Raw genomic sequence first — 26,507 nt, 5'->3', positions numbered from 1 at the left:
GGATCCGATCGCCGGCCGCACCCTACCCGAACAGTCCGCCCAACACGCCGCCACCCTGCCCGGCCTCCTGGCCGCCGCCGGTGCCGCCGATGAATCCGCCGGGCGGCAGTTCCGAGGGCTGCACGATGACGAAGCCGCGGCCGGAGAACGACAGGGTCAGGCCCTCGCCGGTGCTGCGGCCCATGAGCCTGCCGAGGCCGAAGGAGTCGTTGCGTTTGATACCGCTCTGCAGGCTCGACGACCAGGCCACCGCGGCCTGCGGATCGGCGTAGGTCGGCTGGTCGACATTGAGCACGACCGGTGTGCCGTGGGTGGTGATGGCGATCCGGCCGCGGCCGGTGAAGACACAGTTGAACAGACCGGCGTTGCTGGCGAACCCGGCGGCGCCCTGGACCCTGCCGATGTTGTAGGACAACGTCGGATCGAAGGCGAGCACGTTCGCGCCGTTGATGGTGAGACCGTCGGTGCCGTCGAGGTCGACGGTGTGCACGTCGGCGGCGGCATTGGCGAGGAACAGATCGCCGCGGCCGGTGACCTTCATCAGCGGCACGCCCTCGCCGGTGAGCCGCTGCTGGATGGCCCTGCCGATGCCGCCGGAGCCGAGCGCTTGGAAATGCAGGTCGCCCTGATAGGCGACCATCGATCCGGCCCGCGCCATGACCTCGCCGTTGACGGCGACCTTGATCATCTTGCCGCCCTGCTTCTGGATGCCGACGCCTGCGACTTCCGCATGGCTCGGGTTGAAGAGATCGCTCTGCATCGGCAGCGCTCCTTGCTGAGGTGATGACATCGGTGGGGGCGGCGGCACCGCGACGGGCGGCGAGTAGGTGGGGGGTGCCTGGTGTCCGGGTGGCGCGTACTGCGGCGCGAACCCGGGCGGCGACGACGGCGACGCGGCAGCGGGCGGATAATGCGGTGCGGCGGTAGGGGTTTGATAGCCGGACGCGGGCGGGAATTGCGGCGGTGCTGCTGGCATCTGGTATCCGGGCGGGGCCGGGGGTTGGGGTGTCACCGCCTGCGGCTGGTACCCCGATCCCGCAGCAGCAGGCGGGCTCGGCGGTGCGGAGTCGTCGTCGATGTTCACGCCGAACGCCGTCGCGATTCCGGCCAGCCCGTTGTCGTAGCCCTGACCGACCGCGCGCACCTTCCAGCCGCCGCCGCGCCGGTAGATCTCCACGCACACCACGGCGGTCTCGGTGCTGAGCCCGGTCATCGGGAAAGTGACAGTGCCCGAATCGGATCCGATCGTTGCCAGCAGCGAGCTCGCGCCCGCGAAAGTGGGAGGTCCACTGCCGTCGAGGCTGGCGGTGATGACCACCTTGTCGACGTCGGCGGGCAGCGCGGAGGTCTGCACATCCACCATGTCGCCGGCCCCGCGGCCGTGCCGATAGACGACACCGGGCCCGACCGGCTGGTTGAAGAACACGAAGTCGCCGTCGGACCTGACCCGGCCGCTCGCGTCCAGTAGTAGGGCCGATACGTCGACAGGAGCGGAACAGGTGACGGTGACCGTCATCCGGTCGGCGGGTGCAGGCCGATTCTCGCCGCGGGCAAGCGCGGTCACGACCGACCGTCCCGGCCGTCGAAATGTCGGTTTGGCGCGCGATTCACGGCCTCAAGTGTTGCGCGAGTACGGGCTGCGCGCCACCGATCCGCCGATACGGGTCACCGATCAGGGGATACGGGCCATACCGCAGAGCATGGAGACGGCCTCGGCTCTCGGGTGCGCGCGCCAGGTTTCCGGGCGCCACGTCATCACCGAGGTGATGCCCGGTGAGACGAGCTCGTATCCGGTGAAGAAACGGGTGAATTCGGCTGTGGACCGCAGTTGGAAGGGCACGCCGCTGCGCTGATTGGCTTCTTTCGTCTCGGCGAGGTCCTCGGCGGTGAGGTGGTCGCTGGTGGCGTGGGTCATCACCAGGTAGCTGCCGGAGGGGAGTGCGTCGCACAACTGCCGCACCAGGTCGTAGGGGCCTTTGTCGTCGGTGATGAAATGCATGATGGCGACCAGCATCAGCGCCACCGGTTTGTTCAGGTCCAGGACCCTGGTCAGCTCGGGGTGGGTGAGAATGCGCTCGGGGTCGCGAAGATCCGCGTCGAGGTAGGCCGTCGCGCCCTCGGGGGAGCTGTTCAACAGGGTGTTCGCGTGCATGAGCACGATCGGATCGTTGTCCACGTAGACGATCCGCGATTCGGGGGCGATGCCCTGGGCGATCTCGTGCACGTTGCCCGCGGTGGGCAGGCCGGCGCCGATGTCGAGGAACTGCCGGATTCCGGCCTCGGCCAGGTATCCGACCGCGCGCCGCAGGAAATTGCGGTTCTCCAGGGCGGCGAGGCGGACGGTCGGGAAGGCTTCGGCCACCGCGTCGGCCGACTCTCGATCGGCCGGGTAGTTGTCATTGCCGCCGAGCCAGTAGTCGTACCGGCGCGCCGGGTGCGGCTTGGTCACGTCGATCCTGGCCGCTGTCGATTCCGAGTCCACCACGCCCTCAATTCGTCTCGGCTACGGTCATCATGTCAGCTCGAGTTGTGCACCGGTAGCGATGGTGATATCGCACCGCCCCCGGAAGGCTTCGTCATGCAATTGCGGTACAGCCCATACGATTTCGACGTCCACAGCGATCCATACCCTTACTACGCCAGGCTCCGTGAGCAGGCTCCCGTGTTCCGTAACGACGCCGACGATTTCTGGGCGTTGTCCCGGCACGCGGACGTGCTGGCGGCGTTGCGGGACTCCGACCGCTTCTCCAGCGCCAACGGTCTGCGGATGGAGCCTGCCTTCTGGGGCCCGCAGGCAGAACGGTTCTTTTCATTTGTCGCCATGGACCCGCCCGAGCACACGCGCTTGCGCGGGCTGGTGACGCGGGCGTTCACCCAGCGTCGCGTGCAGTCGCTCGAGCCGCGACTGCGGTCGATCGCGAATACGCTACTGCAACCGCTGCTCGAGCGTGGCAGCTTCGATCTGATGGCCGATTTTGCGGGCCCTTTCCCGACCGAGGTGATCTCCGAACTGGTCGGCGTGCCCGCGGCCGATCGCGACATGGTTCGCAAACTCGGCATGGAGATCATGTACACCGATGAGGAGTCCACCGAGCTGCGGCCCGAGGCAATGCAGGCTATCGGCGCCCTGGTCGGCTACTACACCGAGTTGACCATCGAGCGCAGCAAGACGCGCAGCGACGATCTGCTCTCCGGACTACTCGATGCCGCCGACGGCGAAGACCGGCTCAGCCCGGAGGAAATCGTCGGCGTTCTGATCCTGTTGGTCGGAGCGGGTATCGAGACCACCATGCTGACGCTCGGCAACACCTGGCATGCCGCGGCACTGCATCCGCAACAGCGCCGGAAGGCCTTCGACGGCCGGATCGATGACTGGATCGCCGAGTCGATGCGCTACGACCCGTCATCGCAGACGCAGTTGCGCACGACCACCGAGCAGATCGAGTTGCACGGGGTGCGGATTCCGGCCGATGCGCGCATGCTGCTGATCGCGGGTTCGGCCAACCGGGACCCCGAGGTCTTCGACAACCCCGACACCTTCGATCTGGACCGTGACACCAGTAGGTCGCTGGCCTTCGGCAGCGGCCGCCATCACTGCCTCGGTTCGAATCTGGCGCTGCTGGAACTGCGTGTCGCTCTGCGGGAAATTGTTGCGGCCGTGGCCGACTACGAGGTCGACACCGAGCGCCTGCGGCGCATCCACTCTTCCAACAATCGAGGCTTCGCCAGCCTGCCGACCACGGTCACGGTGCGCTGATCGTAGGCGACTGGTCGGTCGTCTATAAGAAGTCCTCGTCGTCGGCGGAACCCGCCGAACCCGCGTGTGTCGCGCGCGGCACGCCGAGTTTTTTGCAACACGGCAATTTTGCAGTTTCGCTGGCGACGGTGCATCGACTATGAATGGCATGTGCCGTTCCCATGCGTGATCACCTGTCTGCCATCGAATCTCCCCCCTCGGGAGTCGAATTGACCATCGAGCACCCCATTGAGGACGAGGTCACGCAGCTCGCGAGGCGGGTCGAGAAGGCCCGTGGTCGGCTTGCGTACCAATTCGACCCTGCGCTGACCGAGGCGCTGTCCGAGGACGAGCTGCTCGCCGAACGTCAGCTAGCCGAAAAGATTCGCGATCAGGACCGTGGTCAGCGTTGGAAGCACGTCCAGGCGGCCGCCGCCGCGGCCGACCGCGCTAGGCATACCACCGAGGCGATCGAGAAGGCCGACATCAGAGATCTATTGGTAGCTCGCAAGGCAATTGCCGCGCAGCGGCGCGAGTCCAGCCCGCATGCCAAGCTGGCGTCGCTGTACCGGCACCGGTCGTGGTCGCTGCGTGCGCTGGCCGGTGTCGTTGCGGCGGGCATGCTCTGGTCGGCTGTCAATGTCCAGCAGAACATCGCGCCGAGCGGGCCGAGCGACCCGCTGTACTGGTTCAGCTACCTGATCGAATCGATGATCAGCGTGTGTCTGATCATCATCATGATCGGTACGAACAAGGTGGCCGAGTGGGGCATCCTCGACAACCGCAGGCAGGTCGCCGCCGCCGAAATCGCTCTGCTCGCACTCACGATCACCCTCAACACCTACCCGTACGTGCGCGACGGCAAGTGGTATGACGCCGCCGTGCACGCGGTCGCGCCGGTCATGATCGGTGTCGCGTTGCTTATCCACGACGCGGCGAGCACCCGCTACGGGCACGCCATCGCACAGGCCACCGAGCAGGTTCGGGAATTGCCCGACCCAGCGGATCTGATTCGGCACCGGCTGCCGACAGTTGCCAGCTACCGCGCCAGTGCCCGAGCGGATACGCCGACGTCGGTGGCGGCATTGGCCGCTGCCGAACAGCACGATGAGCCCGAACCACGTCCGCGTGCCACCGAAGCGTTCGTAGATCAGAGCTTCGAAGTAATCATGCCCGAGGACGACGAGGTCGCGCCCTCGGCGTTCGTCATGGATATCGACACCATGGTCGATCCGGACGAACGACCGGCGTCGTCGGTGGCTACGGTCAAGACCGCGGCCCGGCGCGCACCGAGCACTTCCGGTCGCACGGTGTCCGGAAGCTCCGACAACGATGAGTCGAGCAACGATCGGCTCACCGCGCCGATGGCCACCAAAGAATCTGCCACCTCGTCGATCACGAAGACCAGGCCCACCGTCGCGTCGAACGGCAAGCGGCCGTCGACCGAAAAGCCCGCCGCGGCCACCAAAGTCGACAGCAAGCCTGTCGCGACGGTGAGCAGCTCCAGCACGAAGGTAAAGGCAAGCTCTGCAACGGCCGGCAAGCCGACCGTACCGGCGAGCGCCAAGACCGCTGCCAAGGCCGACACAAAGTCGGAATCCGCGTCGACCGCCATTGTTCGGCAGACCCCGGCCGTCTCGAAGTCCGACAGCGCGGCAACCGATGCCGACTCCGATGTCGCCCGCCCGCAGGAAATCTATGACACGGGCCAGTTCCGCGTCGCCGAGATCCTCGAGCAGGAGCTCGCCGAGCTGCAGGCCGAGCGGCGGCGTGCCCGTACCAGCAGGCAGCGCTGAGCGCTACGGCCAGACGTGCGCGGGCGCATGGCCCGCGGCACGAACGGCGCGTCGGTTCCGCTCAGCGTCGAGTGGACGGACCGATCGGTATATGGCACGGCAGCTACCGTTCATCGGGGATCTCTGTGACGCGGTAGCAGAGCTGCGTCGGTTGGTCGTTGCTGAGAACACGACCTGTGGCGCGCGGTGGAGCTGTGCGAAGGCCCTCGAATCGGTATCGCCGGGTTACCTGGCAGATCCGGCCTTGCCGGGAGATGTTGGCGGGTGGTCGTTTCTCCGAACGCGGCGAGTGACGCTCTGTGCTGCCGGTGGACCAGTTCGGCCCGGGCGGCGGTGACGAGTCCCTGACCACCGAACGCGGACAATCGAATTCCATCCGGACCATCGCCCGGATTCAGCTCGCCGCCGCGGCGGCCGCGCTGACGGTCGCGATGGTGACGGCCCGGATTTCCTGGACGGCTGCCTCCGTCAGGCGCAGCGCCCCGTTCAGCCGATCACGGTGTGGCGAAGCCGATGAGTGCGCCGATGCCCGCGCCGATCGGAATCGTGACGAGGGCGCCGACGCCGCCGAGGAAGAAGCCGATCACCGCGCCGATGCCGGCGCCGATGAGAGCGCCGATGCCGGCGTTGTACTGCTTGCGCGCGAGAGTGTCTGCCTCGTCGATGAATTGGGCGTTCTGCTGGGTGTCGACCTGCGCGCCGATGGGTGTCAGCGTCAGGGTGCGTCCGGCATCGCTGATCTGAGGCGTCAGACCGAACTTCGCGCCGACCGTCTGGAAGGCCAGCGGCAGTGTCACGACGACATTGCCCGCGCTGTCGGACAGGGTGACGGCCTGTGCGTCGCCGGTCAGCGCGAAGCTGCCCACGGCAACGGTGGTGATCACCCCGCGGCCGTCCGCGGCAGGTGCTGCCGTGTACTCGATCCCTTGCTCGATGCCGCGCACCGCGGTCTCGGTGACAGGCGCGGGTTGCGCGTTGACAGTTCCCGCGGTGAGTCCGGTAGCCCCGATCGCGAGCAGGGCGGTAGCGGCGAATGCATTGACCTTCATCGTTTTTCCCCACTTCTTGTTCCGACTGCGCCAGCCGATTCGTCCCCATCCGGCCGGATCTCGGCTGCACTCATCTTCGCCCGTACACCGTCCTCGACGGGGTCCTTTTGCGAATCTCGCCACGAGTCGCCCGCGTAGGTACCGGTTCGCGCGGGGACCGTTGCGCCACTTCAGATGATCTTCATCAACGGTAACTCCGTTGTAACCGTGCGCAGCGGCCAGATCACATCCGGTATGTGAGCATGTGCGAAAGGCCTTATCGGAGAAAGGAAATCGCCCCTGTGGGCCAATTCTGCAGAGCAGTTCTACTCGATGCCGGCCATAAACTGATCGGGTATCTGGAGCCCGGCGCGCAGTCGGTGGGTCGCGCGTGGATCGGCGACGACTTCGTCCAGGGCGTGGAACGCCTGTTGGCTATGCCGACGCGTGTGGTGTGGGCCGGGCGTCACGCCTACCCCCGTATCGGCGAAACCCTATACGAAACGGTGGTTTCCGTCGCGCCACTGACCGGCCCTCGCCGCGGCTTCATCGGCCGGTACATGCTCAACCACGACCAATACTCCTACGTGGACAAAGCAACAGTCCTCGAAAACGAGGACCGCTACCGCATCCACCCGCTGCCGGTCCTCACCGCCGAAACTCCCGACGACGACCGCTGCCTGCGTGGCGCGCACACCACCGGTGACCCGGCGCTGATCGGCTCCTGGGCCCGAAACCTCATCTCCACCAGCGACACCGTCCCGGCCGGCTTCGACCTTCTCAAATTCGACCTGGTCCAAACGTGACCCGTGGCCGCGACGAGTGGCACATGGCAGAACGCTTCTCGATGGTTGTCGCAGTCAGATGCCACTCCTCGTTGCCGACGGGCGTTATGGAGTGGCGTCGGGGTCGAATCCGCCGGGGATTTCGTAGATGGCGCCAGTGAAGGTGGCGGCGAAAAGGCGGCCCGCGGAGAAGCCTTCGGTGCTACGGCCGTAGGTGACGACGCTGGTCAATGGATTGCCGCTGCCGAGGATGCAGTATCGACCGGGTGCGTCGATGCGGATGATTCGAGTGGTGGTGTTGAGGGGGACGACGGGTCGATCCCGGGAGTCCAGCGTCAGCCCGTCCGGCGCTGCGAGCGCCTCGCTGCCGCCGAGGTCGAGCAGCGACTGGGGTGCGCCGGGGTCGGCGGTGGGTATCCGGCTCACCCCGGGGTCGACGAAAGTGCGCCCTACATAGAGGTATTCGTCGTTGCGGCCGAGTACTGCGCCGTTGGCGCTGGGGACGCTCGCCCAGTCGGCCTGGACGACGCCGTTCGGATAGACCCGGCCGATGTGGCTGCCGAAATCGTTGGTCGTGTACACGATGCCGTCCGCGCCGACGTCCATGCCGTTGGCCGCGCTGAGTCCCGCCGCGAAGGGCCGCATAGCGCCGGTGTCCGGATCGAGTTGCACTATCCCCGCGTGCCGCAGGAAATCGCCGGCCACGACCCGCGCGTCGGCCCCATAGCCGACCAGCAACTTCTCATCCGCCGTCCAGGCGAGTGCGCCGGCGCCGCCACTGGGAACCGTCGCAATGGGTACCGGCTCGGCCCCCGGCGCATCGATTCGATACACCCGTCCGCTCAGCAGATCGGTTGTGTAGGCCCGGCCGTGCGCATCGACGGTCAACCCCTCCAATGCCCCCGATACGAACCCGACCTGGATCGTGGGTTGTCCCGCCCCGGCACAGACGGGGGCCGCGCTCGCCGTCGGTGCCGCAACCGCCGACACAGCGCAGAATGTCAGCGCCGCCAGGATGACTGCCGATTTGCTCATACTGCTCATTCCACACCTCCGGTTGGTTCGATGTGTTCGATTCGTCCTGGAAGCCCGGACTGCCCGGTGCCGGCTCGATCACCAGTAGTTAGCTGATGGGCTGCCCGATTCCCGAAGAGTTACCGCTCGGGTCGAGCAGTGCGGCAAGCTGGGTGGGTGCGTGTGTTGGTGCTCGGGTCGTTCGAAGTGCGTGGGGATGACGATCGGCCGGTGGAAGTGGTCGGTGTCAAGGTGCGGGCGTTGGTGGCGCGGTTGGCGATGGAGCCGGGGCGGGTGGTGTCCGCCGATGCGTTGACCGAGGCGATTTGGGGAGACCGCCCGCCTGCGAACGGGGCCAATGCGCTACAGGCCTTGGCGTCCCGGGTGCGCAGGGTGATCGGCAGTGCCCGGCTGGAGGGGCGGCCGCCCGGATATCGTCTGGTTGTCGACGACGGCGATGTCGACGCGGTGCGGTTCGAGCAGTTGGTTGCGGTGGGGCGGCAGGCATCGGGGTCCGATCCGGCACAGGCGCTCACGATGTTGCGCGAGGCCGAGGCACTGTGGCGGGGGCCCGCATGGGGTGACCTGCTCGAATTGCAATTCGCCGCCGACGCGGCGACGCGGCTGGACCAGTTGCGGCTTGCGGCCACCGAAGATCGGCTGGCGATCGAGATCGCTGCCGGCAATGACATTCTCGACGAACTGCGGCCGCTGGCCGATGCGCATCCACTGGCAGAACGGTTGCAGGGCTTACGAATTCGCGCACTATATGCCGCGGGCCGCCAGGCCGAGGCGCTGCAGGCCTACGACCGGACCCGCGATCATCTGGCCGACGAACTGGGCATCGACCCGTCCGCTGAGCTGACCGACCTCCACCTGGCGATTCTGCGCCAGGCCGCCGACCTGCCGACGCGCAGGCGACGCACGAATCTGCGCGCACAGGTGACGAGCTTTGTCGGGCGGGAGGACGACCTCGCCGGCCTTACCGCAACGCTGACAACGGCCCGGCTGGTCACCGTGGTCGGCCCGGGCGGTGCGGGCAAGACTCGACTCGCCGTCGAGGCGGCCGAGCAGGCCGACGCACCGGGCGGCATCTGGTTGGTCGAGCTGGCGGCGGTGACCGACCCGGTCGAGGTGGCCACCGCGGTGCTCACGGCGATCGGTGTCCGCGAGGTAGGGCTGCTCGACCAGCCTGCCGGCGACGCGACGGCCAGACTCGTCGAGTTCTTCACCCACCAGCGTGCCCTGCTGATACTCGACAACTGCGAGCATCTGATCGAAGCCGTCGCCGAGCTCGCCGATCGACTACTCGGCGCGTGTCCGCAACTGCGCATCCTCGCCACCAGCCGCGAGCCCCTCGCCATCGGCGGCGAGAACCTGCACCCCCTCGCCGCGCTGCCGTGGCCCGCGGATTCGATGGACGATCCAGCCGAGTATCCGGCGGTGCGATTGTTCGTCGAACGTGCGCGTGCGGTCCGCCCCGGCTTCGCCATCGACGAGGCGAATTCCGGTGCGGTGGTGGAGATCTGTCGCAGGCTGGACGGTATTGCGCTGGCGATCGAGCTGGCCGCGGCTCGGATGCGCGCGCTGAGCGTCCAGCAGATCGCCGCCAAGCTGGACGATCGTTTCGCGCTGCTCGGTAGTGGCAGCCGCACGGCTCCGGCTCGGCATCGGACTTTGCGCGGGGTCATCGAGTGGAGTTGGGCGCTGCTTTCGCCTGCCGAGCGGGAGTTGGCGATGCGGCTTGCGATATTCCCCTCCGGCGCGAGCCTGGACGCCGTCGATGACATCGACGTATTGACCGACCTCGTCGACAAGTCGCTGGTGGAACGCGCGGGCATCCGCTACCGCATGCTCGAGTCGATCCGTTCCTATGCGCTCGAACAGCTGGCGCACGACGGTCGCGGTCCGCTGCTGCGCGACGAACACGCACGCTACTTCCTCCGCCTCGTCGAAGCGGCCGACCTGCAACTGCGCGGCGCCGACCAGTTGACGGCCTTGGCGCTGCTGGACGCTGAACGCGAAAACATCATGACCGCACTACGATTCGCCGTCGAGAGCGCCGATATCGACCTCGGTGTGCGGCTGTTGGGGTCGATGTTCTGGTACTGGGGGCTGCGCGGCATCCAGACCGAGCGGCTGCAATGGACGCGGGCAGTGCTCGATATCCCCGGCGTGACCGACATCCTCACCTCGGCGGAGGAACCCCATTCGCCGGTGCCCGACACCCACCGTGCCGTGCTCTTCGTCCTCGACGGCCTGATGCAGTACGAGACCGGCTCGGCCGAGGTCGGTGCGCGGGCCGTGGCGCGGGGGATCGAACTCGGCAGGCGCGCAGGTGGTTCGGCCGGTGCGCCGGGGCAGACGGTGTTGTTGGTCGCGCCGACGTTCCTCGAGGGCGGCGCAGGTGCGCGTGCGGTGGCGGATTCGCTCCGTGAGCTGTCGGGGTGGGAGCGGGCGATGACGCTGCTGCTCACGACCATGGCGGCGCCCGCGAACGCAGACCTGGTGTTCGACCAATTGGCCGAAGCCAGGCGTGAATTCGAGATGCTCGGCGAGCGCTTCGGGCTGGCCTCCGCACTGCGCATGCTCGCCGCCCATCGACTTCGCCGCGGTGACTCCGCGCGCGGGATCGCCGAGCTCACCCAGGCGGCGGAGGTGATGGAGGAACTCGGAATCGTCGGTGACTGTGCGGAGATCCGAGCGGAGTTGGGCGTGGCACTCGTGCGTGCCGGTGAACTCGATCGAGCGCACGTCGCCTTGCGGGAGTCGCGTCATCACGCGGCCGCGGCGGGGGAGCCGCGGACCTTGGCCTACGTCCGAATGGCGGAGGCGGAGTACGAGATTCATCGGGGGCACAGTGCTCTCGCGCTGCGTGAACTCGATCGGGCAGAAGCCGGTTTCGCCGGCGCCGCGCTCGGGGCCCGCGCGCGGATGGTGTGCGCCGGACTGCGCGCCTTGGTCGCGGTGCAGGCCGGCGACACTGCCACCGCCCGTCGAACGCTGGATCGAGCGGTCGCCGCCTGCGCCGATACTGCGCAACCGGAGGACCTGGCGATCGTGACGCACATGTACGCCGCGATCGCCGTGCACGACGGTGCGCCCGGCCGGGCGGCATATCTGATCGGTCTCGGCGCGGCGCTGATCGGCATCGAGGACCGCCGCGGCTATGACAACCCCCTCCGCCCGGCCGACCGCGCCAGAGAGCTGCTCGACGCCGAGGAATTTGCGCAGGCATACAACCGCGGGTCCGCACTCACCCGCGACGCCGCAACTCGAGTATTGTGCGCCGATCCACTGGCGACGAGTGCGTGACGGCGGGGTGTCGATGGTTCTTCGAGTTGTCTGCGACACCGCTGCCGGTTTTGTGTGTCCCGTCACACATGGTCTCTTTTTGCTCTAGCGTGGGCACGGTTGAGGCCGAGAGGGGTCGTGGATGCGTAAGGGGATGCTGGGGCTGGTGGAGCTGCGCGAGCACGTCGAGGAGGGGACCCTCGACACGGTGCTCGTCGCAATGACCGACATGCAGGGCAGGCTGCAGGGAAAGCGGTGCGCGGCACAGTATTTCCTGGACGAGGTGATCGTGCACGCTACCGAGGTCTGTGACTATCTGCTCGCCACGGATGTGGAGATGAACACCGTCGACGGGTATGCGATGTCGTCGTGGGACACCGGATACGGCGATCTGGTGCTGCGGCCCGACCTGACCACACTGCGGCTCGTGCCGTGGCTGCCGGGCACCGCGCTGGTGCTGTGCGATGTGGAGAATGTGCAGCCCAAGGGTGTGCCCATCGCGCCGTCGCCGCGGCAGGTGCTGCGGACACAGTTGGCTCGGCTGGCCGAACATGGGCTGCGGGCGTTCGTCGGGACCGAACTGGAGTTCCTGGTCTTCGACGAGACCTTCGAATCCGCGTGGAACGCGGGCTATCGCGGTCTCACACCGGCCAATCAGTACAACGTCGACTATTCGCTGCTCGGCACCGCGCGGATCGAGCCGCTGCTGCGGCGTCTTCGCAACGAGATGGACGGCGCGGGCATGTATGTCGAGTCGGCGAAGGGGGAATGCCATCGCGGGCAGCACGAGATCGCATTCCGCTATGACGAGGCATTGGTGACCTGTGACAACCACAGTATCTACAAGACCGGCGCCAAGGAGATCGCCGCACAGGAAGGGCGCAGCCTCTCCTTCATGGCGAAATACGATGAGCGCGAGGGCAACTCGTGTCATATCCACATCAGTTTGCGCGGCGAATCGGGCGAGCCGGTGTTCGCCGGTGACGGCGCGGACGGCACCTCCGCCCTGATGCGGCATTTCATCGCGGGACAGCTGGACTGCCTGCGCGAGCTCACCTACTTCCTCGCGCCGAACATCAACTCCTACAAGCGTTTCGTACCGGGCAGCTTCGCACCAACCGCGCTGACCTGGGGCCGGGACAACCGAACATGTGCGCTGCGCGTGGTGGGCGCCGGACCGTCGCTGCGCATGGAGAATCGGGTTCCCGGCGGCGACGTCAATCCCTACCTCGCGGTGGCCGCGTCGATCGCCGCTGGTCTGCACGGCATCGAACGGCGACTGCCGCTCGAACCGGAGTTCCACGGCAACGCTTATCGGTCCCAGCGTCCGCGGGTGCCGCGCACGCTGCGCGAGGCGGCACAGCTGTTCGGTGACAGCAAGGTCGCGCGCTCGGCGTTCGGTGATGACGTGGTGGACCATTATCGGAATGCGGCACAGGTCGAGCTGGATGCCTTCGACGCCGCCGTCACCGATTGGGAGCGAATCCGTGGTTTCGAACGACTATGAGGATGCCGGCGGCCCGGGGCCACGTCCGGTAATCGGGCTGTCGACCTACAGCGAGCCGGCTCGCTACGGGCCGTGGGATGTCGAAAGCGCGGTTCTGCCACGCAGTTATATCGATATGGTGGAGCGAGCGGGCGGGGTGCCGGTGCTGCTGCCGCCCGCCGGCGTCGCGCGACAGGAAGTCGTCGCCGGGCTGGACGGATTGGTATTGACCGGTGGGGCCGACATCGATCCGGCTCGCTACGGTGCGCCACCGGATCCGCAGACCCTCGACACCCGTCCGGACCGCGACGACTTCGAGTTCGGACTGTTCGCACTGGCCCGTGCCGCCGGAATACCGACACTCGCGGTCTGCCGCGGGCTGCAACTGGTGAATGTGGCGCTGGGCGGCACCCTGATCCAGCACCTGCCCGACGTGCTCGGGCATACCGACCATTCGCGCACTCCCGGCGTGTTCAACGTCGTGCGGGTGTCGACGGTGCCGGGCAGCCGGGTCGCCGCCATCGCAGGGCCGGAGCTGAAGGCACACTGCCATCACCACCAGGCCATCGACGTGCTGGCCGCCGACCTGGTCGCGGTCGCGCATGCGTCCGACGGCACGATAGAAGCGGCCGAGGCGAGGGCCGGTTCGTTCCTGGTCGGCGTGCAGTGGCATCCGGAGGCCAACGCCACCGACCGCAGGCTGATGCGCGCCCTGGTCGAGGCCGCGGCCGCACACCGCGGCGAGCGCGCCTCGTGAGCGGGCCTCAGCGAGACAATCATGGACACCGCACGCCGTAGCGCACGACGCAACCACGCCTGCGGCGGCATCGTGAGTATGACGGCCTACCGAAGGGAGCTGATTCGATGACGACGGCCACCGTGGTCAACCCTGCGACTGAGCAGGTTGTGGCAACGATCGAGGCGACGAGCGAAGCGCAGACCGATGCCGCCATCGAGCGCGCGCACCGGGCCGCGGCGCAATGGCGCGAGGTCGCGCCCGGCGACCGGGCCCGGCTGCTGCGCCGATTCGCCGACGTCGTCGACGCGAATCTGGAACAGCTGGCACAACTCGAGGTCGCCAACGCCGGGCACACCATCGGCAATGCCCGCTGGGAGGCGGGCAATGTCCGCGACGTGCTGCACTATTGCGCAGGCGTGCCGGAACGATTGCTCGGCAGCCAGATTCCGGTGCCAGGCGGGGTGGACATCACCTTCCACGAGCCGCTCGGCGTGGTCGGGATCATTGTGCCGTGGAATTTCCCGATGCCGATCGCGGCGTGGGGTTTCGGGCCCGCGCTCGCCGCCGGGAACACCGTGGTGCTCAAACCCGCCGAGCTGACCCCGCTGACGGCGATCCGTCTCGGCGAACTCGCGATCGAAGCGGGCTTGCCCGACGGTGTATTCCAGGTGCTGCCCGGCAAGGGGGCGGTCGTCGGGCAACGGTTCGTCACGCATCCCGCGGTTCGCAAGGTCGTGTTCACCGGTTCCACCGAGGTGGGCAAGCAGATCATGGTCGGCTGCGCGCGGCAGGTGAAACGGGTGACTCTGGAATTGGGCGGTAAGAGCGCGAATATCGTGTTCGCCGATGCCGATCTGGAGCGGGCCGCCGCGACCGCGCCCTACGGTGTCTTCGACAACGCCGGGCAGGACTGCTGCGCCCGATCGCGGATCCTGGTGCAGCGCAGTGTCTTCGATCGGTTCCTCGGGCTACTGGAACCGGCCGTGCGCGGCGTGCGGGTCGGCGACCCTGCCGACGAGACCACCGAGATGGGCCCGCTGATCTCGGCGGCCCACCGGGCGCGGGTCGCCGCGTTCGTCGAGCCTTCGACCAAGGTCGCCTTCACCGGTGACCGGCCCGACGGGCCCGGATTCTGGTATCCGCCAACGGTTGTGCTGCCCGGCGCGCCGACCGATCGGGTGCTCACCGAGGAGGTGTTCGGCCCGGTGGTCGCGGTGGTGGCTTTCGAGGACGAGGCCGACGCCCTACGGATTGCGAACGACACCGAATACGGTCTTTCCGGGTCCATCTGGACCAGCGATGTCGGCCGTGCGTTGCGGGTTTCGCGTGGTGTCGAGGCCGGGAACCTCTCGGTGAACTCGCATTCCTCGGTGCGGTACTGGACCCCGTTCGGCGGCTTCAAGCAATCGGGACTCGGTCGTGAGCTGGGGCCCGATGCCGCGCTCGCCTTCACCGAAACCAAGAACGTCTTCATCGCAACCACCTGAGTCAGCACACGTCGAAGAGGAGACACGTTGCAGCGCTTACAAGATCGAGTCGCCGTCGTTACGGGCGGCGGTAGCGGGATCGGCCTCGCCACGGTCCGCCGCTTTGCCGCGGAGGGCGCCAAGGTTGTCGTCGCCGATATCGACGCCACCGCGGGTGAGGCCGCGGCCGCGGCGGTCGACGGACTCTACGTGAAGGCCGACGTCACCGACGAGGCCCAGGTCGAGTCGTTGTTCCAGACCGCGTTCGACACCTACGGCGGCCTCGATATCGCCTTCAACAATGCGGGAATTTCACCGCCGGAGGACGACTCCATCCTCACCACCGGCATCGAGGCGTGGCGGCGGGTGCAGGAGGTGAATCTGACCTCGGTGTACCTGTGCAGCAAGTACGCCATCGGCCACATGCTGGAGCGCGGCAAGGGTTCGGTGATCAACACCGCGTCGTTCGTCGCAGTGATGGGCGCGGCGACCTCGCAGATCTCCTACACCGCCTCCAAAGGCGGAGTTCTGGCGATGAGCAGGGAGCTCGGTGTCCAGTTCGCCCGCAACGGGATTCGGGTCAATGCGCTGTGTCCCGGCCCGGTCAACACGCCGCTGCTGCAGGAGCTGTTCGCCAAGGACCCCGAGCGCGCCGCGCGTCGCCTGGTGCACATCCCGACGGGGCGATTTGCCGAACCTGAGGAAATTGCCGCGGCCGTGGCCTTCCTGGCCAGCGACGATGCCTCGTTCATCACCGCGTCGCAGTTCCTGGTGGACGGCGGCATCTCGGGCGCCTATGTGACTCCGCTCTAGCGGAGTGCGCCATGTACTGTTCGCCTTCGGCGCAGCTACCTGCGTCGTTGTGGATCGACCGTTGTTCGTGGACGGCATAATTCGCTATTTGCCGCCGATCGGAGGAGGCTCCAGGAATGAGTCAGGAAGACGGGCAAGCACCCGGACTGTTCAGTCACGACGCGGTCCTGGCGGAGACATCTCCCGTCGCGGAGGCCGACGGCGCGGATTTCCGCCCGGTCTTCAGTCGCTCCGATGGTTCGGGCCCGGGCGCGTATCTGCCCGCGGATGATCTGAAGTAACGCCCGCTGTGCTGTTCGGCGCTCAGGATGCGCCGAACAGCTCCAGCAGTTCGGTGTTACCGAACATGGTGGCCGCCGCCCGCGCCGATGGCGTGCCGGCATCCGGATCCGCGCCCGCCGCGAGCAGGGCCCGCACGATCTCGGTTTCACCTTTGAAAACGGCCCCCGCCAACGGAGTCTGCCCCTTATCGTTCGCACGATCCGGCTCGGCTCCTCGCGCAAGCAACGCCGCAACAGCCTCCTGATGGCCGTGATATGCGGCCAGCATCAGCAGCGTGTCGCCCCGATCATTGGTGAGATTCACCGGCACCCCGGCATCCACATACCCGCCGAGAGCTTCGACCGCACCCTGACGGGCCAGATCGAACACCTTCGTCGCCAACTGGATCAACTCGGGATCAATCTCGTCACCACTCACCCATCCATTCCTACCCGCATGAGCAGCCTTCCCGCGAGTGGGACATGGTTGTGGGCCGTATTCGACATCTGCCGCAGCCATGTCCCGCCGGCCGACCTAGCGCGGTGTGCCGAGGCGCGCGCCGCCGTCGACGCGAATCACGATGCCGGTGGTGAAGGTGTTGCCGACCAGGAATTCGATCGCGTCGGCGACGTCGTCGGCGCTGCCGACCCGGCCGACGGGGGTGGTGGCGGCGATGGAGTCGAAGACCCCGGTGCGGGCGTCCTCGGGCAGGAAGCTCCACCAGTCGGTATCGATGACGCCCGGTGAGACGGCGTTCACGCGCAGCGGCGCCAGCTCGACCGCAAGGACCGGGACCATGGCTTCGACGCCCGCGTTGACGGCGGCCAGTGCTGCGGTGGCCGGCATTGCCCCGCCGGCCGATGCCGCGGACACCAGGGTGACCGAGCCGCCCGTGGTCAGGTGGGGGAGCGCGGCCTGCACCGTCGCGGTGTGTGCCATCAGTTTGCCGGTGTAGTGCGCTTGCAGCTGCTCTCGGTCGATGTCGCGGAACGGGGTGGTGCCCGACGGGCCGGTCACCGTCACCACCAGGTGATCGATGGGCCCGACCTCGGCGAAGAGGCGCGCGAGGTCGGCCTCGTCGCGGGCGTCGACCCGCTGCCCGGTGGCTGCGGCGCCCAGTTCGGTCAGTGCGGCGGCGAGTCGTTCCTCGTTTCGTCCGGCGATGACCACGTTCATGCCGTCTTTCAGAAGTCGGCGTGCGGTTGCCAGCCCGATGCCCGAAGTTCCGCCGACGATGACGACTTTCTTGCTCATTACAGCCTCCTGAATTACGAACCTCTGTGTCTCGAAATATAAACGAGGCACGGTGTCTTGTAAAGTGATCCGCATGACAGGAACCCGAGGACGCCCCCGAAGCGAGGAAGCCAGGCGCGCGATCCTGCATGCCGCACTCGAGCTGTGCGAGCGCGACGGCTACCAGGAGCTGACCATCAAAGCGATCGCCGATGCCGCAGGCGCCGGGCGGCAGACCGTGTACCGCTGGTGGCCCGACAAGGCCTCGATTCTCATGGAGGCACTGGTCGACCTCGCACGTGAGCACGAGGCGGCGCTGGTCCCGGTCGAATCCACCGATGTGCTCGGTGATATCGAACGGCTGCTGAGGACCACCTACGAGCTCGCGCGCAAGACCACCGGACAGGCGCTCGTCGGACTGATGGCCGACGCGCAACGCGATCCCGTGCTGTCGAAACGATTGCAGGACACCGTGATCGGACCGCGTCGCATGGCGCTGCGCGCGGTACTGCAGCGTGGCATCGATTCCGGCGAACTCGTTGCGACGGCGCCGCTGGACCTCGTCGTCGATTTCGCCTTCGGCGCAATGTGGTATCGGCTACTGAGCGGGCATGCGCCGGTGGACTCCGCCTTGGCGTGCGAGGTCACCACCGGCCTTGCCGCGATGTTCGCGCAACGCTGAAAATTCGTGACTGCCAAGGGGTTACGCTGCGCCAATGGATGATGAGGAGCTGGTCCCAGGTGGGCAGCTGTCGAGTACCACCCGAATAGAAGCCTTCAGTGACGGCGTGATGGCGATCGCGATCACGCTGCTGATTCTGGAGATCAAACTGCCCGAGTACGAACCGGGGCATCTGCTCGGTGCGCTCGGCCATCTCTGGCCTTCGTACGTGGCCTATCTGGCGTCGTTCCTGACGATCGGCGTGCTCTGGATGAACCATCATGCGTTCTTCAGCAGGTTGCGCCATGTCGACCACGTGCTGCGCTGGTGGAATCTGATGCTGCTGCTCGGCATCTCCGTGTTGCCGTTCCCCACCATGGTTCTCGCGGAGCATGCCGTACACGGCGCAGGCAGCGACGCCAAGGCCGCCGCGGCGTTGTACGGCATCGCAGGCGTCATGATCACAGTGCCGTGGGCGCCGTTGTGGTGGCGGCTGGTGAGCAGGCCCGAACTGTTCGAACCCGGCTTCGATTCCGCATTCGCCCGGCGTGAAAGCGTGCGTGCCTACCCGGGCATCGTGACCTACGCGATCTGCATCGGCGTGGGCCTCATCCAGCCGGTGGCCGCACTGATCCTCTACCTCGTCGTCGCCATCTTCTATGGCTTCACCAGCCAGGGCTGGGGAACGAAGCCGGGCGACGATTCGGACTAGCTCGGCGCTCACCCGTCCCGGTGAGGGTCGGATCACCCGGACGACCGAGGCGCTCGTGGGGCGCTCGGGAGACACTGGATCGCTATGGATATTCGGAGTGCGGTCTCGAGCGCGGTCGGTGCCACCGACACGGTGGCACGGCGGGTGACCGAGTGGGTCCGGGCTTTCCCGCCGGGTCTGCTCGATGCCGTCATCGCCGCCGCGGTGACGATCGCCTCCGTGGGGCCTGCCGTGGTCGACGGTGCCTCATGGTGGATCGTCGGCTTCTCGGTGCTGGCCTCCGCCCCTGTCCTGTGGCGTCGGCGCGCGCCCATTCTGGTGCTGCTCGTCGTCGGTCCGGCCATCACCGTGCTCGCGTGCCTGCACGCCATGCCGACGCTGCCCTACGGCACCATCGTCTGCGCGTACACGATTGCCGCCTACAGTCCGACCGGGCTACGGCGCGCGGCACTGGTCGGCGTGAGCGTCGGCGTCCTTTTCTCGCTGGTCGTCCCCAATGAGAGCCCTGACTCCTATGGCTACGCCGCCATGTCCTTTGCCACCGCGTGGGCGCTGGGCACCGGAGTGCGGGCCAGGCGCGCGCAGATCGAGATGCTGCAGGAGCGCGCGCGTCGGCTCGACGAGGAGCGGGTCGCCGCGGTGGACCGGGAACGGTTGCGGATAGCGCGCGATATGCACGACATCGTCGCGCATTCGGTCGGACTGATGATCGTGCAAGCCGAGACAGGGCCGCTGCTGACCAGGGTCGATCCGGCACGGGCCGACGCGACCTTCGCCGGCATCGCCGATACGGGCCGCGAAGCGGTACAACAACTTCGGCACAGTCTCGGCGCATTGCGCGGCCAGGCGGTCGACCTGCCGCATCAACCGGGCATCGATGCGATAGCCGACCTGGTCGAGATATCGCGGCGCAGTGGGCTCGCCGCCTCTTTCGAGGAATACGGGCCACGCCGTTCGGTGTCCGGCGAGGTCGCGGTCACCGCGTATCGGGTGGTTCAGGAGGCGTTGACGAACACCAGGAAGCACGCGCACGCCACCTGCGTGCGGGTGTCGCTGCGGTGGTCGGAGGATCGATTGACGGTCCGGGTGTCCGATGACGGCAGGGGTGATGCGGACACGGACGGGCCGAGTGGGAAGGGCCCTGGAACGAACGGGCACGGCCTGCTCGGTATGCGCGAGCGCGTCACCGGCTTCGGTGGAAGACTGGACTACGGACCGTCGGGCAGCGGCTTCGATGTGGCCGCCGAACTACCCATCGCACAGGAGCGTTGAGCATGCGGGTGCTCGTTGTCGACGATCAGGACCTCTTCCGTGCCGGCTTCCGACTGATCCTCGACGCCCAGCCCGACATCACCGTGGTCGGTGAGGCCGCCGACGGGCTGGAGGCAATCGAGCAGACCATCGCTTTGGCGCCGGACGTCGTGGTAATGGACGTGCGGATGCCGCGCCTGGACGGAGTCGGCGCGACCCGGCGCATCTGCGCGGAGACCGACGCGAAAGTGTTGGTGCTGACCATGTTCGACCTCGACGAATACGTCTACGATGCGCTGCGTGCCGGTGCGAGCGGCTTTCTGCTCAAGGACGTGCGCCGCGAGGAATTGGTCGAAGCCGTTCGTGTGGTCGCCGCGGGAGAGGCGTTGCTCGCACCCACCGTCACCCGCCGACTCATCGCCGATCTCGTCCACCGCGGCCATTCCCGCCCTGGGCTGGTCAGACAGCTCGACGACCTGACCGAACGCGAACGCGAGATTTTGCGCCGGCTCGCCACGGGGTTGTCCAATGCCGAACTCGCCGCGGCGCTTGTGGTCAGCGAGCACACGGTGAAGACCCATGTCAGTTCGGTGCTGACGAAGTTGCGGTTGCGCGACCGCGTGCAGGCCGTGGTTTTCGCCTATGAGGCGGGCCTGGTCATCCCTGGTCGCACCCCAGAGTGAGCCGGAAACCGCTCGTCTCGGCGATGCGGTGGTCCGGTCGTCGCGAGGAGCATCGGATCGCAACCGATCAACGATCCGTGGAGTTCCTCGATGAAGTGTTTCCTGACCCAGGCCGCGGCGGTCCTGTTGTCCGCGGTGCTGTGGCGCTACGGCACCGGCCTACATCCGTTGCCCGGCTTGGTATTTCTCGCGCCGCTGCCGGTGCTGCTGCTCGCTGCGCGAGTATCGGTCGTCGCGGCGTTTCTCGCGGGTGCCCTGTCATGGCTGGGTGGCGGACTGCAGCTGTGGCCCTACTTCACCGAGACCTTGGAGCAGCCGGTTTCGGTCACGGTGCTGCTCCTGGTTGCCACCGCCGGTGTATCCGGCGCAGTGGTGGTCATCATGCGTGCGTTGCTGCTACGCGGCCGTCCTGGCCTCGCGCTGCTTGCGCTGCCCGCGGGCTGGGTGAGCTTCGAGTTCCTACTCGCGCTCACCGGGCCGTTCGGTGCGTGGTGGAGCATCGCCTACACCCAGGCCGACGTGCTGCCGCTGGTCCAATCGGCGGCGCTGACCGGACCGTGGGGCATCACGTTCCTGATCCTGCTCGTCCCCGCGACCATCGCGGTGCTCGTCGCGCCCGCGGTGACGCACGCGCAGCGACTCCGCGCTGCCGGTGCGAGCGCCGTGGTGCTCGTCGCGGTCGCCGTATTCGGGTGCTGGCATCTGGCCGTTGCACCGGAGCGTGACCAGGTGCGAGTCGGTCTTGTCGCCCTGTCCCAGCCGCCGGACTACATCGCGGTGGACTCGCCGGACGGCCGGGACATGGTGGCGCGCGCGGTCATCGAGATCGAACGGCTCGCCGATCAAGGTGTGCAAGCGGTGGTGTTCCCCGAAAAGGCTTGGCGTGCTGATGAATCGACGCTGCCGCTGCTGTCCGGCCCGCTGACGGATGTCGCCATTCGTCGCAATATCCACGTCGTCGCGGGATTGATCCTCACCACCGATGGCACCAGTGTCAACGCCGCGATCGACTATCCGTCCGGTGTCGTCTACGCCAAGCATTACCTGATCCGCGGACTGGAGGACGAGCTGCGACCGGGCACCCAGTGGCAGCGCGTGCCCGGCGAACCATGGGCACTTGCAGTGTGTTTCGACCTGGATCGACCATCCCTTGTCCGTGAGAACCGGCGGCGGGGCGCCACCTTGCTGCTGGTGCCTGCGCTCGACTTCACCGACGACCACTGGCTGCACAGTCGGATGGCGGTGATCCGCGGCATCGAATCGGGCGTCGGCATCGCACGGGCGCCGCAACTCGGTGCATTGGTCGCCAGCGATTCGCGCGGTCACGTTCTCGCGTCAGCGGAAACGGATGTCACGATCACGCGCTCGGTGGCGGCGTCGATTCCGCTGGACTCCGGCTCCACGATCTACGTGCGGTTCGGCGACTGGTTCGGGTGGTTGTCGGTGCTGGCGTTCGCGATCGCGGTAGCCCGCGTGGCGGCCCCGGCCCGGCCCCTCGGTGGCCGGTCTCGATTGCCATCAGGTGTCCGCGCAGCTGAGACCCGATTCATGTCATAGTGACGACGCTCACAATGGGCGTTGTTTGCGCAGGTCGCAACGGCCATGTCGGCGGGTGGTCACGGCGGGGTCGGGTTTGCCCTCCGGGAAACGCGGGTATCGGTTGGTTTCGTGCTGAAACTCTGAAATTCGGAGTGGGCTGTCACGAAATGATGTCCGCTGGGATGGCGGGAGAGGAGGCGTACATGACCGATCGCGCAACGGAGGCGGTACCGTTACGGCGTTCCGTCGCCGCCTCTGCCATGGGCAATGCCACCGAATGGTTCGACTACGGCGTGTACGCCGCGACGGCCACCTATCTCACCGACGCGTTCTTCCCCGGCGACCTCGGCACGCTGGGAACCATGCTCGGATTCGCCGTGTCGTTCGTGCTGCGTCCGCTGGGCGGTATGGTCTGGGGCCCGCTCGGTGACCGGCTCGGCCGAAAAGCGGTGCTGGCCACCACCATTCTGTTGATGGCTGCCGCGACCGGCGCCATCGGCCTGCTGCCGACGCACGCGCAGGTCGGTTGGTTTGCGCCGGTCCTGCTCATCGCGCTGCGCGTCGTGCAGGGCTTCTCCACCGGCGGCGAATACGGCGGCGCGGCAACGTATCTGGCCGAAACGTGCACCGACAAGAGGCGGGGCTTCTTCGGTAGCTTCCTGGAGTTCGGTACCCTCGGCGGGTTCGTCGGCGGCTCCGCGGTGGTGCTGGCCTGTCAGCTCGTGCTCGGCTCGGATGCGATGCACGACTGGGGCTGGCGCGTGCCGTTCCTGCTCGCGGTGCCGCTCGGCCTGATCGGCTGGTATCTGCGCTCGCACCTGGACGAATCCCCGGTGTTCACCGAGGTCGCCGAGCAGTCGCACCCCAAGGGCGGCCTGCGCGAGTTGGTGACCACCTATCGGCGCGAGGTGCTCACCCTGGCGGGACTCGTCGTCGCCCTCAACGTGGTGAATTACACGCTGCTGACCTACCAGCCCACCTATCTGCAGCACACCATCGGCATGGGGGAGTCGGCCACTACGGCGATGATGCTGATCGGTCAGCTCGTGATGATGGCGGTGTTGCCGTTCTTCGGCCGATTGTCCGACAGCGTCGGCCGTCGCCCGATGTGGCTGTTCTCGTTGGTCGGTCTCGCCGTGTTCGCCCTCCCGATGTACTGGCTCATGGGACAGGGAACCGGTTGGGCCATCGCGGGATTCATTGTTCTCGGTCTGCTGTACGTGCCGCAGCTCTCGACCATCAGCTCGACCTTCCCCGCGATCTTCCCCACCCACGTCCGCTACGCGGGATTCGCCTTGGGCTACAACGTCTCCACCGCGGTATTCGGCGGCACTGCCCCGCTGGTCAACGAAGCTGCCATAGAGGCCACCGGCTGGTCGCTGTTCCCCGCCGCATACATGGTCGGCGCCTCGCTGATCGGCCTGTTGGCCTGGACATACCTGCGCGAAACCGCAGGAACCTCGTTGCGTGGCACCGAAGTCCCCGATGCCGACAGCGGCGAACTACCCATCGTCGCTACAGCCGCGACCGCAACCTGACAAGCACACGGCCTCCCGCCTCGACCACCACTTCAGGCAATCCCAGCTGAATAACCCGCAGGCACCACGAACGGGACATGACGGAGTGGCTTCTCGGCCGATGCCCCCGCCATGTCCCGTTCGTCGTGATGATCGGGTTTTGATGGCGGGGTGATCGAGTGGTGCGGGTTATTTGGTAGGACGGAGGGATGAAGGTTGGTGTTTCGATACCGCAGCATGGCGTGCATGCGCATGAGGGCTATCGGGTGGCGGAGTTCGCGGCGGAGATGGAGAGAGCCGGCGCGGACAGTCTGTGGGTCGGTGAGCGGCTGATCGCGGCGACGAATCCGAAGGTCGGCTATGGCGGAGGTCCCACGATTCCGGACGAGTTCAACTCGGTGCTCGATCCGTTCCTGCTGCTCGGCATGGCGGCCACCACGACCGAGCGGGTGCGGTTGGGCACCAATGTGCTGATCGCGCCGCTGTATCGCCCTGCGCTGCTTGCTCGTTCGCTGACCACGATCGACGTGGCGAGCAGGGGCAGGCTGGTGGCCGGTTTCGGAATCGGGTGGTCACCGGAGGAGTACGACGCCGCCGGTGTGCCGTTCACCAAGCGTGGAATTCGGCTCGAGGAGACCCTCGACGCGCTCGAGGCGATCTGGACCACCGATCCCGCGAGCTACACCGGCAGCCTGGTCTCGGTGCCGGAGCATCGCGCCGAACTGAAGCCGGTGCAGCGTCCGCGGCCGCCGATTCATCTCGCAGGCTTCACGCCGGCCAGTCTGGAGCGTGTCGGTCGCCGCGCCGACGGCTGGTTGCCGGTCGTGCCGGTACCGGGCCCACCGGAGTGGGGCTCGCGACTGCGTGAGCTGCGCACAGTCGTCGACACGGCTGCGGAGCAGGCCGATCGTGATCCGGCCACCATCGAGACGATCCTCCGGGTCAATGTTCGAGCGGGCACGCCGACCGAGCAGATCGCCGAGACGATCCGCCGCGTCGCCGATGACACTGCGTTCGATGATTTCTTCGTCGATCTGATGTACGTCGCCGATTCCTATGACAGCACCATGGAAACGGTGATCCGCCTGTTGGACTTGCTGCGCTGAGGCGATCTGTCCGCGCTGGGCAGCAGCGAGGCCTCGGCTGGTGCGTGGCCGGGGCCCTCGGTCGGGCAACGGTGCGTGCTCGAACAACTCTAGAGTTCGATCGGTTCGCGACGCAGCACGGGTTCGACGGATGCGGGATCGAGCTGAACTATGCCGTGCTGTTCGAGCGCGGCTACCAATCCCACCGCCACGATGGCGCACACGTCGGCGGGGGTGATGATCGCATGTAGGTGCTCGGGGGCATACCCGCCGGTGATCTGGTCGATTCGATCCACCATTTCGGCGTGTTGGTCCGCTTCCGCTCGATTCGGCGCGAGTCCCTGGTTGGAGGGGCAGCGTCCCCACTGCCCCAGGAAACCTTTTCGGCCCAGGTCTTTGGCTTCCGCGCGGGTCACGCGTTCAGCGATCGAGGTGAGCGGTTGCCTGACCGCCCGAATGGTCCAGCGTCCGTCGCTGTCTGCGGCTCGGTAGACGCGCTTGCCGCGGTCCGAAAAGAGCAACGTGCCGGCCGGCCCGTCCTTGAGGGCCGCCACCGCGGAGATCGGTGCGATACTGCCGAGCTCGGTCTCCAACCAGGCATTCCGTGGGCAACCATCCAATTTGAAGGTATGCGGCAGGATCCTGCCGACCGCGGAGCCGTAGAACTCACCGAAACCGACCGCGTTGGTTTGCAGTTGGCTGAGGATGTCGGGCCGCAAGCCGTTGTTGGCCCTAACCGGGTCGGCGTTGTTACTCAGGAAGGAGACCGTCCGCATGCGCATGGTTGCCCGCGCGGCGTCGCCGGCTGTGACATAGGGCTCGACCGCGAGCACATCGATCGCGGGTGATTCCGCATACTCTTCGTCGCGTGTCGCGGACGCCGCATCGCGCACCGCGACCGTCGCGTCGTAGTTGATCCGGCGCAGCGCCTCGGCCTGCTCCGGGGTGAAACATGAGAACAAGTCTTGTTCGGCCGCCGCCACGAACAGATACTCATATGCGGCACCAATTTTCGCCTCGTCACCGCGGAATACTCGATACCGGGCGCCTTCCCACTCGTCGACCTCGGTGATCCGTTCTCGCACCAGGCGATCCATTGCCTCCGAATCATCGCCCAGCAGGTCCAGCGCGAGGGGAAGCAGCACTGCGGCGACGCGATGCGTCACCACACGCTGTATGCTGCGCCGCAGGTCCTGGCGGACAAGCATCGCTGCGGTCTCCGGGCGTCGATCCAACTGGTTGACACCGTCGACACCGTGATAGTCCGTCAGGAAACTCTCAAATGCATCGAGCGCTTTCGGGGCGCACGTGGGATCCGCCAGGATCTGTGCCGAAGTCATCAAATCGATGTGATCGCGCAGTTGCCCTGCCTCGATGGCCATATCGTTTTCCTTACGTGCGAACGGAT

23 protein-coding genes are annotated in these 26,507 nt (G+C 66.9%); 16 read left to right on the top strand and 7 right to left on the bottom strand.

What is annotated here, in order from left to right:
- Positions 1–22: 22 nt before the first annotated feature.
- Complete coding sequence (locus tag OHQ90_RS34070; protein WP_328413299.1) at positions 23–1,516, bottom strand: AIM24 family protein; 1,494 nt, start codon at positions 1,514–1,516, stop codon at positions 23–25.
- A 156-nt stretch (positions 1,517–1,672) separates the two neighbouring features.
- Entirely contained in the window at positions 1,673–2,482 is an 810-nt protein-coding gene (locus OHQ90_RS34065; protein WP_328404609.1) for an SAM-dependent methyltransferase, read from the bottom strand.
- Between the two features lie 96 nt (positions 2,483–2,578).
- On the opposite strand from OHQ90_RS34065, the gene OHQ90_RS34060 reads away from it, so the two are divergent.
- Both OHQ90_RS34060 and OHQ90_RS34055 read left to right on the top strand, forming a co-directional pair.
- Complete coding sequence (locus OHQ90_RS34060; RefSeq protein ID WP_328404607.1) at positions 2,579–3,757, top strand: cytochrome P450; 1,179 nt, start codon at positions 2,579–2,581, stop codon at positions 3,755–3,757.
- Positions 3,758–3,966: 209 nt separating this feature from the next.
- Positions 3,967–5,532 carry a hypothetical protein gene (locus OHQ90_RS34055; protein ID WP_328404605.1) on the top strand — a complete coding sequence of 522 codons (1,566 nt, stop codon included), beginning with the start codon at positions 3,967–3,969 and terminating at the stop codon, positions 5,530–5,532.
- A 494-nt stretch (positions 5,533–6,026) separates the two neighbouring features.
- Here OHQ90_RS34055 and OHQ90_RS34050 read toward each other — a convergent pair whose 3' ends face one another.
- Entirely contained in the window at positions 6,027–6,581 is a 555-nt protein-coding gene (locus OHQ90_RS34050; protein ID WP_328404603.1) for a hypothetical protein, read from the bottom strand.
- Between the two features lie 281 nt (positions 6,582–6,862).
- Between OHQ90_RS34050 and OHQ90_RS34045 the strand changes: the two genes are divergently transcribed.
- On the top strand, positions 6,863–7,366 hold the full coding sequence (locus tag OHQ90_RS34045; RefSeq protein WP_328404601.1) for a hypothetical protein: 504 nt from the start codon (positions 6,863–6,865) through the stop codon (positions 7,364–7,366).
- Positions 7,367–7,450: 84 nt separating this feature from the next.
- Here the strand turns inward: OHQ90_RS34045 and OHQ90_RS34040 are convergent, their stop codons facing one another.
- The gene (locus OHQ90_RS34040) at positions 7,451–8,380 is read right to left on the bottom strand and encodes an SMP-30/gluconolactonase/LRE family protein (protein ID WP_442941240.1); all 930 of its coding nucleotides are present in this window, start codon (positions 8,378–8,380) and stop codon (positions 7,451–7,453) included.
- A gap of 156 nt (positions 8,381–8,536) precedes the next feature.
- Here OHQ90_RS34040 and OHQ90_RS34035 point away from each other — a divergent pair, with 156 nt between their 5' ends.
- From OHQ90_RS34035 to OHQ90_RS34010, 6 genes are all read left to right on the top strand, one after another.
- Positions 8,537–11,674, top strand: coding sequence for a BTAD domain-containing putative transcriptional regulator (locus tag OHQ90_RS34035; protein ID WP_328404598.1), 3,138 nt, complete (start codon positions 8,537–8,539; stop codon positions 11,672–11,674).
- Between the two features lie 121 nt (positions 11,675–11,795).
- Positions 11,796–13,160, top strand: a complete 1,365-nt coding sequence (locus OHQ90_RS34030) for a glutamine synthetase family protein (protein WP_328404596.1) — start codon at positions 11,796–11,798, stop codon at positions 13,158–13,160.
- Entirely contained in the window at positions 13,141–13,896 is a 756-nt protein-coding gene (locus OHQ90_RS34025; protein ID WP_328404594.1) for a gamma-glutamyl-gamma-aminobutyrate hydrolase family protein, read from the top strand. The genes OHQ90_RS34030 and OHQ90_RS34025 overlap by 20 nt, the downstream gene beginning before the upstream one ends.
- A 107-nt stretch (positions 13,897–14,003) precedes the next feature.
- Positions 14,004–15,365, top strand: a complete 1,362-nt coding sequence (locus OHQ90_RS34020; RefSeq protein ID WP_328404592.1) for an aldehyde dehydrogenase family protein — start codon at positions 14,004–14,006, stop codon at positions 15,363–15,365.
- A gap of 27 nt (positions 15,366–15,392) precedes the next feature.
- Complete coding sequence (locus OHQ90_RS34015) at positions 15,393–16,157, top strand: 3-oxoacyl-ACP reductase (RefSeq protein ID WP_328404590.1); 765 nt, start codon at positions 15,393–15,395, stop codon at positions 16,155–16,157.
- 116 nt (positions 16,158–16,273) lie between these two features.
- Positions 16,274–16,438: a hypothetical protein gene (locus tag OHQ90_RS34010; RefSeq protein WP_328404588.1), complete on the top strand. Its 165-nt coding sequence runs from the start codon at positions 16,274–16,276 to the stop codon at positions 16,436–16,438.
- 22 nt (positions 16,439–16,460) lie between these two features.
- Here the strand turns inward: OHQ90_RS34010 and OHQ90_RS34005 are convergent, their stop codons facing one another.
- Both OHQ90_RS34005 and OHQ90_RS34000 read right to left on the bottom strand, forming a co-directional pair.
- Positions 16,461–16,937, bottom strand: a complete 477-nt coding sequence (locus OHQ90_RS34005) for an ankyrin repeat domain-containing protein (RefSeq protein WP_442941239.1) — start codon at positions 16,935–16,937, stop codon at positions 16,461–16,463.
- 15 nt (positions 16,938–16,952) lie between these two features.
- Positions 16,953–17,672, bottom strand: a complete 720-nt coding sequence (locus tag OHQ90_RS34000) for an SDR family oxidoreductase (protein WP_328404584.1) — start codon at positions 17,670–17,672, stop codon at positions 16,953–16,955.
- A gap of 73 nt (positions 17,673–17,745) precedes the next feature.
- Here OHQ90_RS34000 and OHQ90_RS33995 point away from each other — a divergent pair, with 73 nt between their 5' ends.
- The 7 genes from OHQ90_RS33995 to OHQ90_RS33965 all read left to right on the top strand — a co-directional run bounded on the left by OHQ90_RS33995 (position 17,746) and on the right by OHQ90_RS33965 (position 25,120).
- Positions 17,746–18,333 (top strand): TetR/AcrR family transcriptional regulator, encoded by a 588-nt coding sequence (locus tag OHQ90_RS33995; protein ID WP_328404582.1) that lies wholly within the window; start codon positions 17,746–17,748, stop codon positions 18,331–18,333.
- A gap of 34 nt (positions 18,334–18,367) precedes the next feature.
- Positions 18,368–19,024, top strand: coding sequence for a TMEM175 family protein (locus OHQ90_RS33990; protein WP_328404580.1), 657 nt, complete (start codon positions 18,368–18,370; stop codon positions 19,022–19,024).
- 84 nt (positions 19,025–19,108) lie between these two features.
- Entirely contained in the window at positions 19,109–20,296 is a 1,188-nt protein-coding gene (locus OHQ90_RS33985; RefSeq protein ID WP_328404578.1) for a sensor histidine kinase, read from the top strand.
- 2 nt (positions 20,297–20,298) lie between these two features.
- A complete protein-coding gene (locus OHQ90_RS33980; RefSeq protein WP_328404576.1) occupies positions 20,299–20,958 on the top strand; it encodes a response regulator transcription factor in 660 nt (219 codons plus the stop codon).
- Between the two features lie 90 nt (positions 20,959–21,048).
- Complete coding sequence (locus tag OHQ90_RS33975; protein WP_328404574.1) at positions 21,049–22,515, top strand: hypothetical protein; 1,467 nt, start codon at positions 21,049–21,051, stop codon at positions 22,513–22,515.
- Positions 22,516–22,700: 185 nt separating this feature from the next.
- Positions 22,701–24,035 carry an MFS transporter gene (locus OHQ90_RS33970; protein ID WP_328404572.1) on the top strand — a complete coding sequence of 445 codons (1,335 nt, stop codon included), beginning with the start codon at positions 22,701–22,703 and terminating at the stop codon, positions 24,033–24,035.
- A gap of 188 nt (positions 24,036–24,223) precedes the next feature.
- On the top strand, positions 24,224–25,120 hold the full coding sequence (locus OHQ90_RS33965; RefSeq protein WP_328404569.1) for a TIGR03619 family F420-dependent LLM class oxidoreductase: 897 nt from the start codon (positions 24,224–24,226) through the stop codon (positions 25,118–25,120).
- Between the two features lie 89 nt (positions 25,121–25,209).
- Here OHQ90_RS33965 and OHQ90_RS33960 read toward each other — a convergent pair whose 3' ends face one another.
- Positions 25,210–26,481 (bottom strand): hypothetical protein, encoded by a 1,272-nt coding sequence (locus tag OHQ90_RS33960; protein WP_328404567.1) that lies wholly within the window; start codon positions 26,479–26,481, stop codon positions 25,210–25,212.
- Positions 26,482–26,507: the final 26 nt, after the last annotated feature.

Origin of the sequence: Nocardia sp. NBC_00403 (assembly GCF_036046055.1) — a bacterium.
GTDB lineage: Bacteria > Actinomycetota > Actinomycetes > Mycobacteriales > Mycobacteriaceae > Nocardia.
The sequence above is the reverse complement of the archived record's forward strand: the minus strand, read 5'-3'. Positions and strand labels throughout refer to the sequence as shown.

Coding starts and splice junctions, on each gene's coding strand:
- OHQ90_RS34010 (WP_328404588.1), top strand. CDS start 16,274: ATGAGTCAGGAAGACGGGCAAGCACCCGGACTGTTCAGTCACGACGCG.
- OHQ90_RS34070 (WP_328413299.1), bottom strand. CDS start 1,516: ATGACGGTCACCGTCACCTGTTCCGCTCCTGTCGACGTATCGGCCCTA.
- OHQ90_RS33960 (WP_328404567.1), bottom strand. CDS start 26,481: ATGGCCATCGAGGCAGGGCAACTGCGCGATCACATCGATTTGATGACT.
- OHQ90_RS33975 (WP_328404574.1), top strand. CDS start 21,049: ATGAAGTGTTTCCTGACCCAGGCCGCGGCGGTCCTGTTGTCCGCGGTG.
- OHQ90_RS33970 (WP_328404572.1), top strand. CDS start 22,701: ATGACCGATCGCGCAACGGAGGCGGTACCGTTACGGCGTTCCGTCGCC.
- OHQ90_RS34005 (WP_442941239.1), bottom strand. CDS start 16,937: ATGGCTGCGGCAGATGTCGAATACGGCCCACAACCATGTCCCACTCGC.
- OHQ90_RS33980 (WP_328404576.1), top strand. CDS start 20,299: ATGCGGGTGCTCGTTGTCGACGATCAGGACCTCTTCCGTGCCGGCTTC.
- OHQ90_RS34030 (WP_328404596.1), top strand. CDS start 11,796: ATGCGTAAGGGGATGCTGGGGCTGGTGGAGCTGCGCGAGCACGTCGAG.
- OHQ90_RS34020 (WP_328404592.1), top strand. CDS start 14,004: ATGACGACGGCCACCGTGGTCAACCCTGCGACTGAGCAGGTTGTGGCA.
- OHQ90_RS34000 (WP_328404584.1), bottom strand. CDS start 17,672: ATGAGCAAGAAAGTCGTCATCGTCGGCGGAACTTCGGGCATCGGGCTG.
- OHQ90_RS33985 (WP_328404578.1), top strand. CDS start 19,109: ATGGATATTCGGAGTGCGGTCTCGAGCGCGGTCGGTGCCACCGACACG.
- OHQ90_RS34040 (WP_442941240.1), bottom strand. CDS start 8,380: ATGAGCAAATCGGCAGTCATCCTGGCGGCGCTGACATTCTGCGCTGTG.
- OHQ90_RS33990 (WP_328404580.1), top strand. CDS start 18,368: ATGGATGATGAGGAGCTGGTCCCAGGTGGGCAGCTGTCGAGTACCACC.
- OHQ90_RS34060 (WP_328404607.1), top strand. CDS start 2,579: ATGCAATTGCGGTACAGCCCATACGATTTCGACGTCCACAGCGATCCA.
- OHQ90_RS33995 (WP_328404582.1), top strand. CDS start 17,746: ATGACAGGAACCCGAGGACGCCCCCGAAGCGAGGAAGCCAGGCGCGCG.
- OHQ90_RS33965 (WP_328404569.1), top strand. CDS start 24,224: ATGAAGGTTGGTGTTTCGATACCGCAGCATGGCGTGCATGCGCATGAG.
- OHQ90_RS34050 (WP_328404603.1), bottom strand. CDS start 6,581: ATGAAGGTCAATGCATTCGCCGCTACCGCCCTGCTCGCGATCGGGGCT.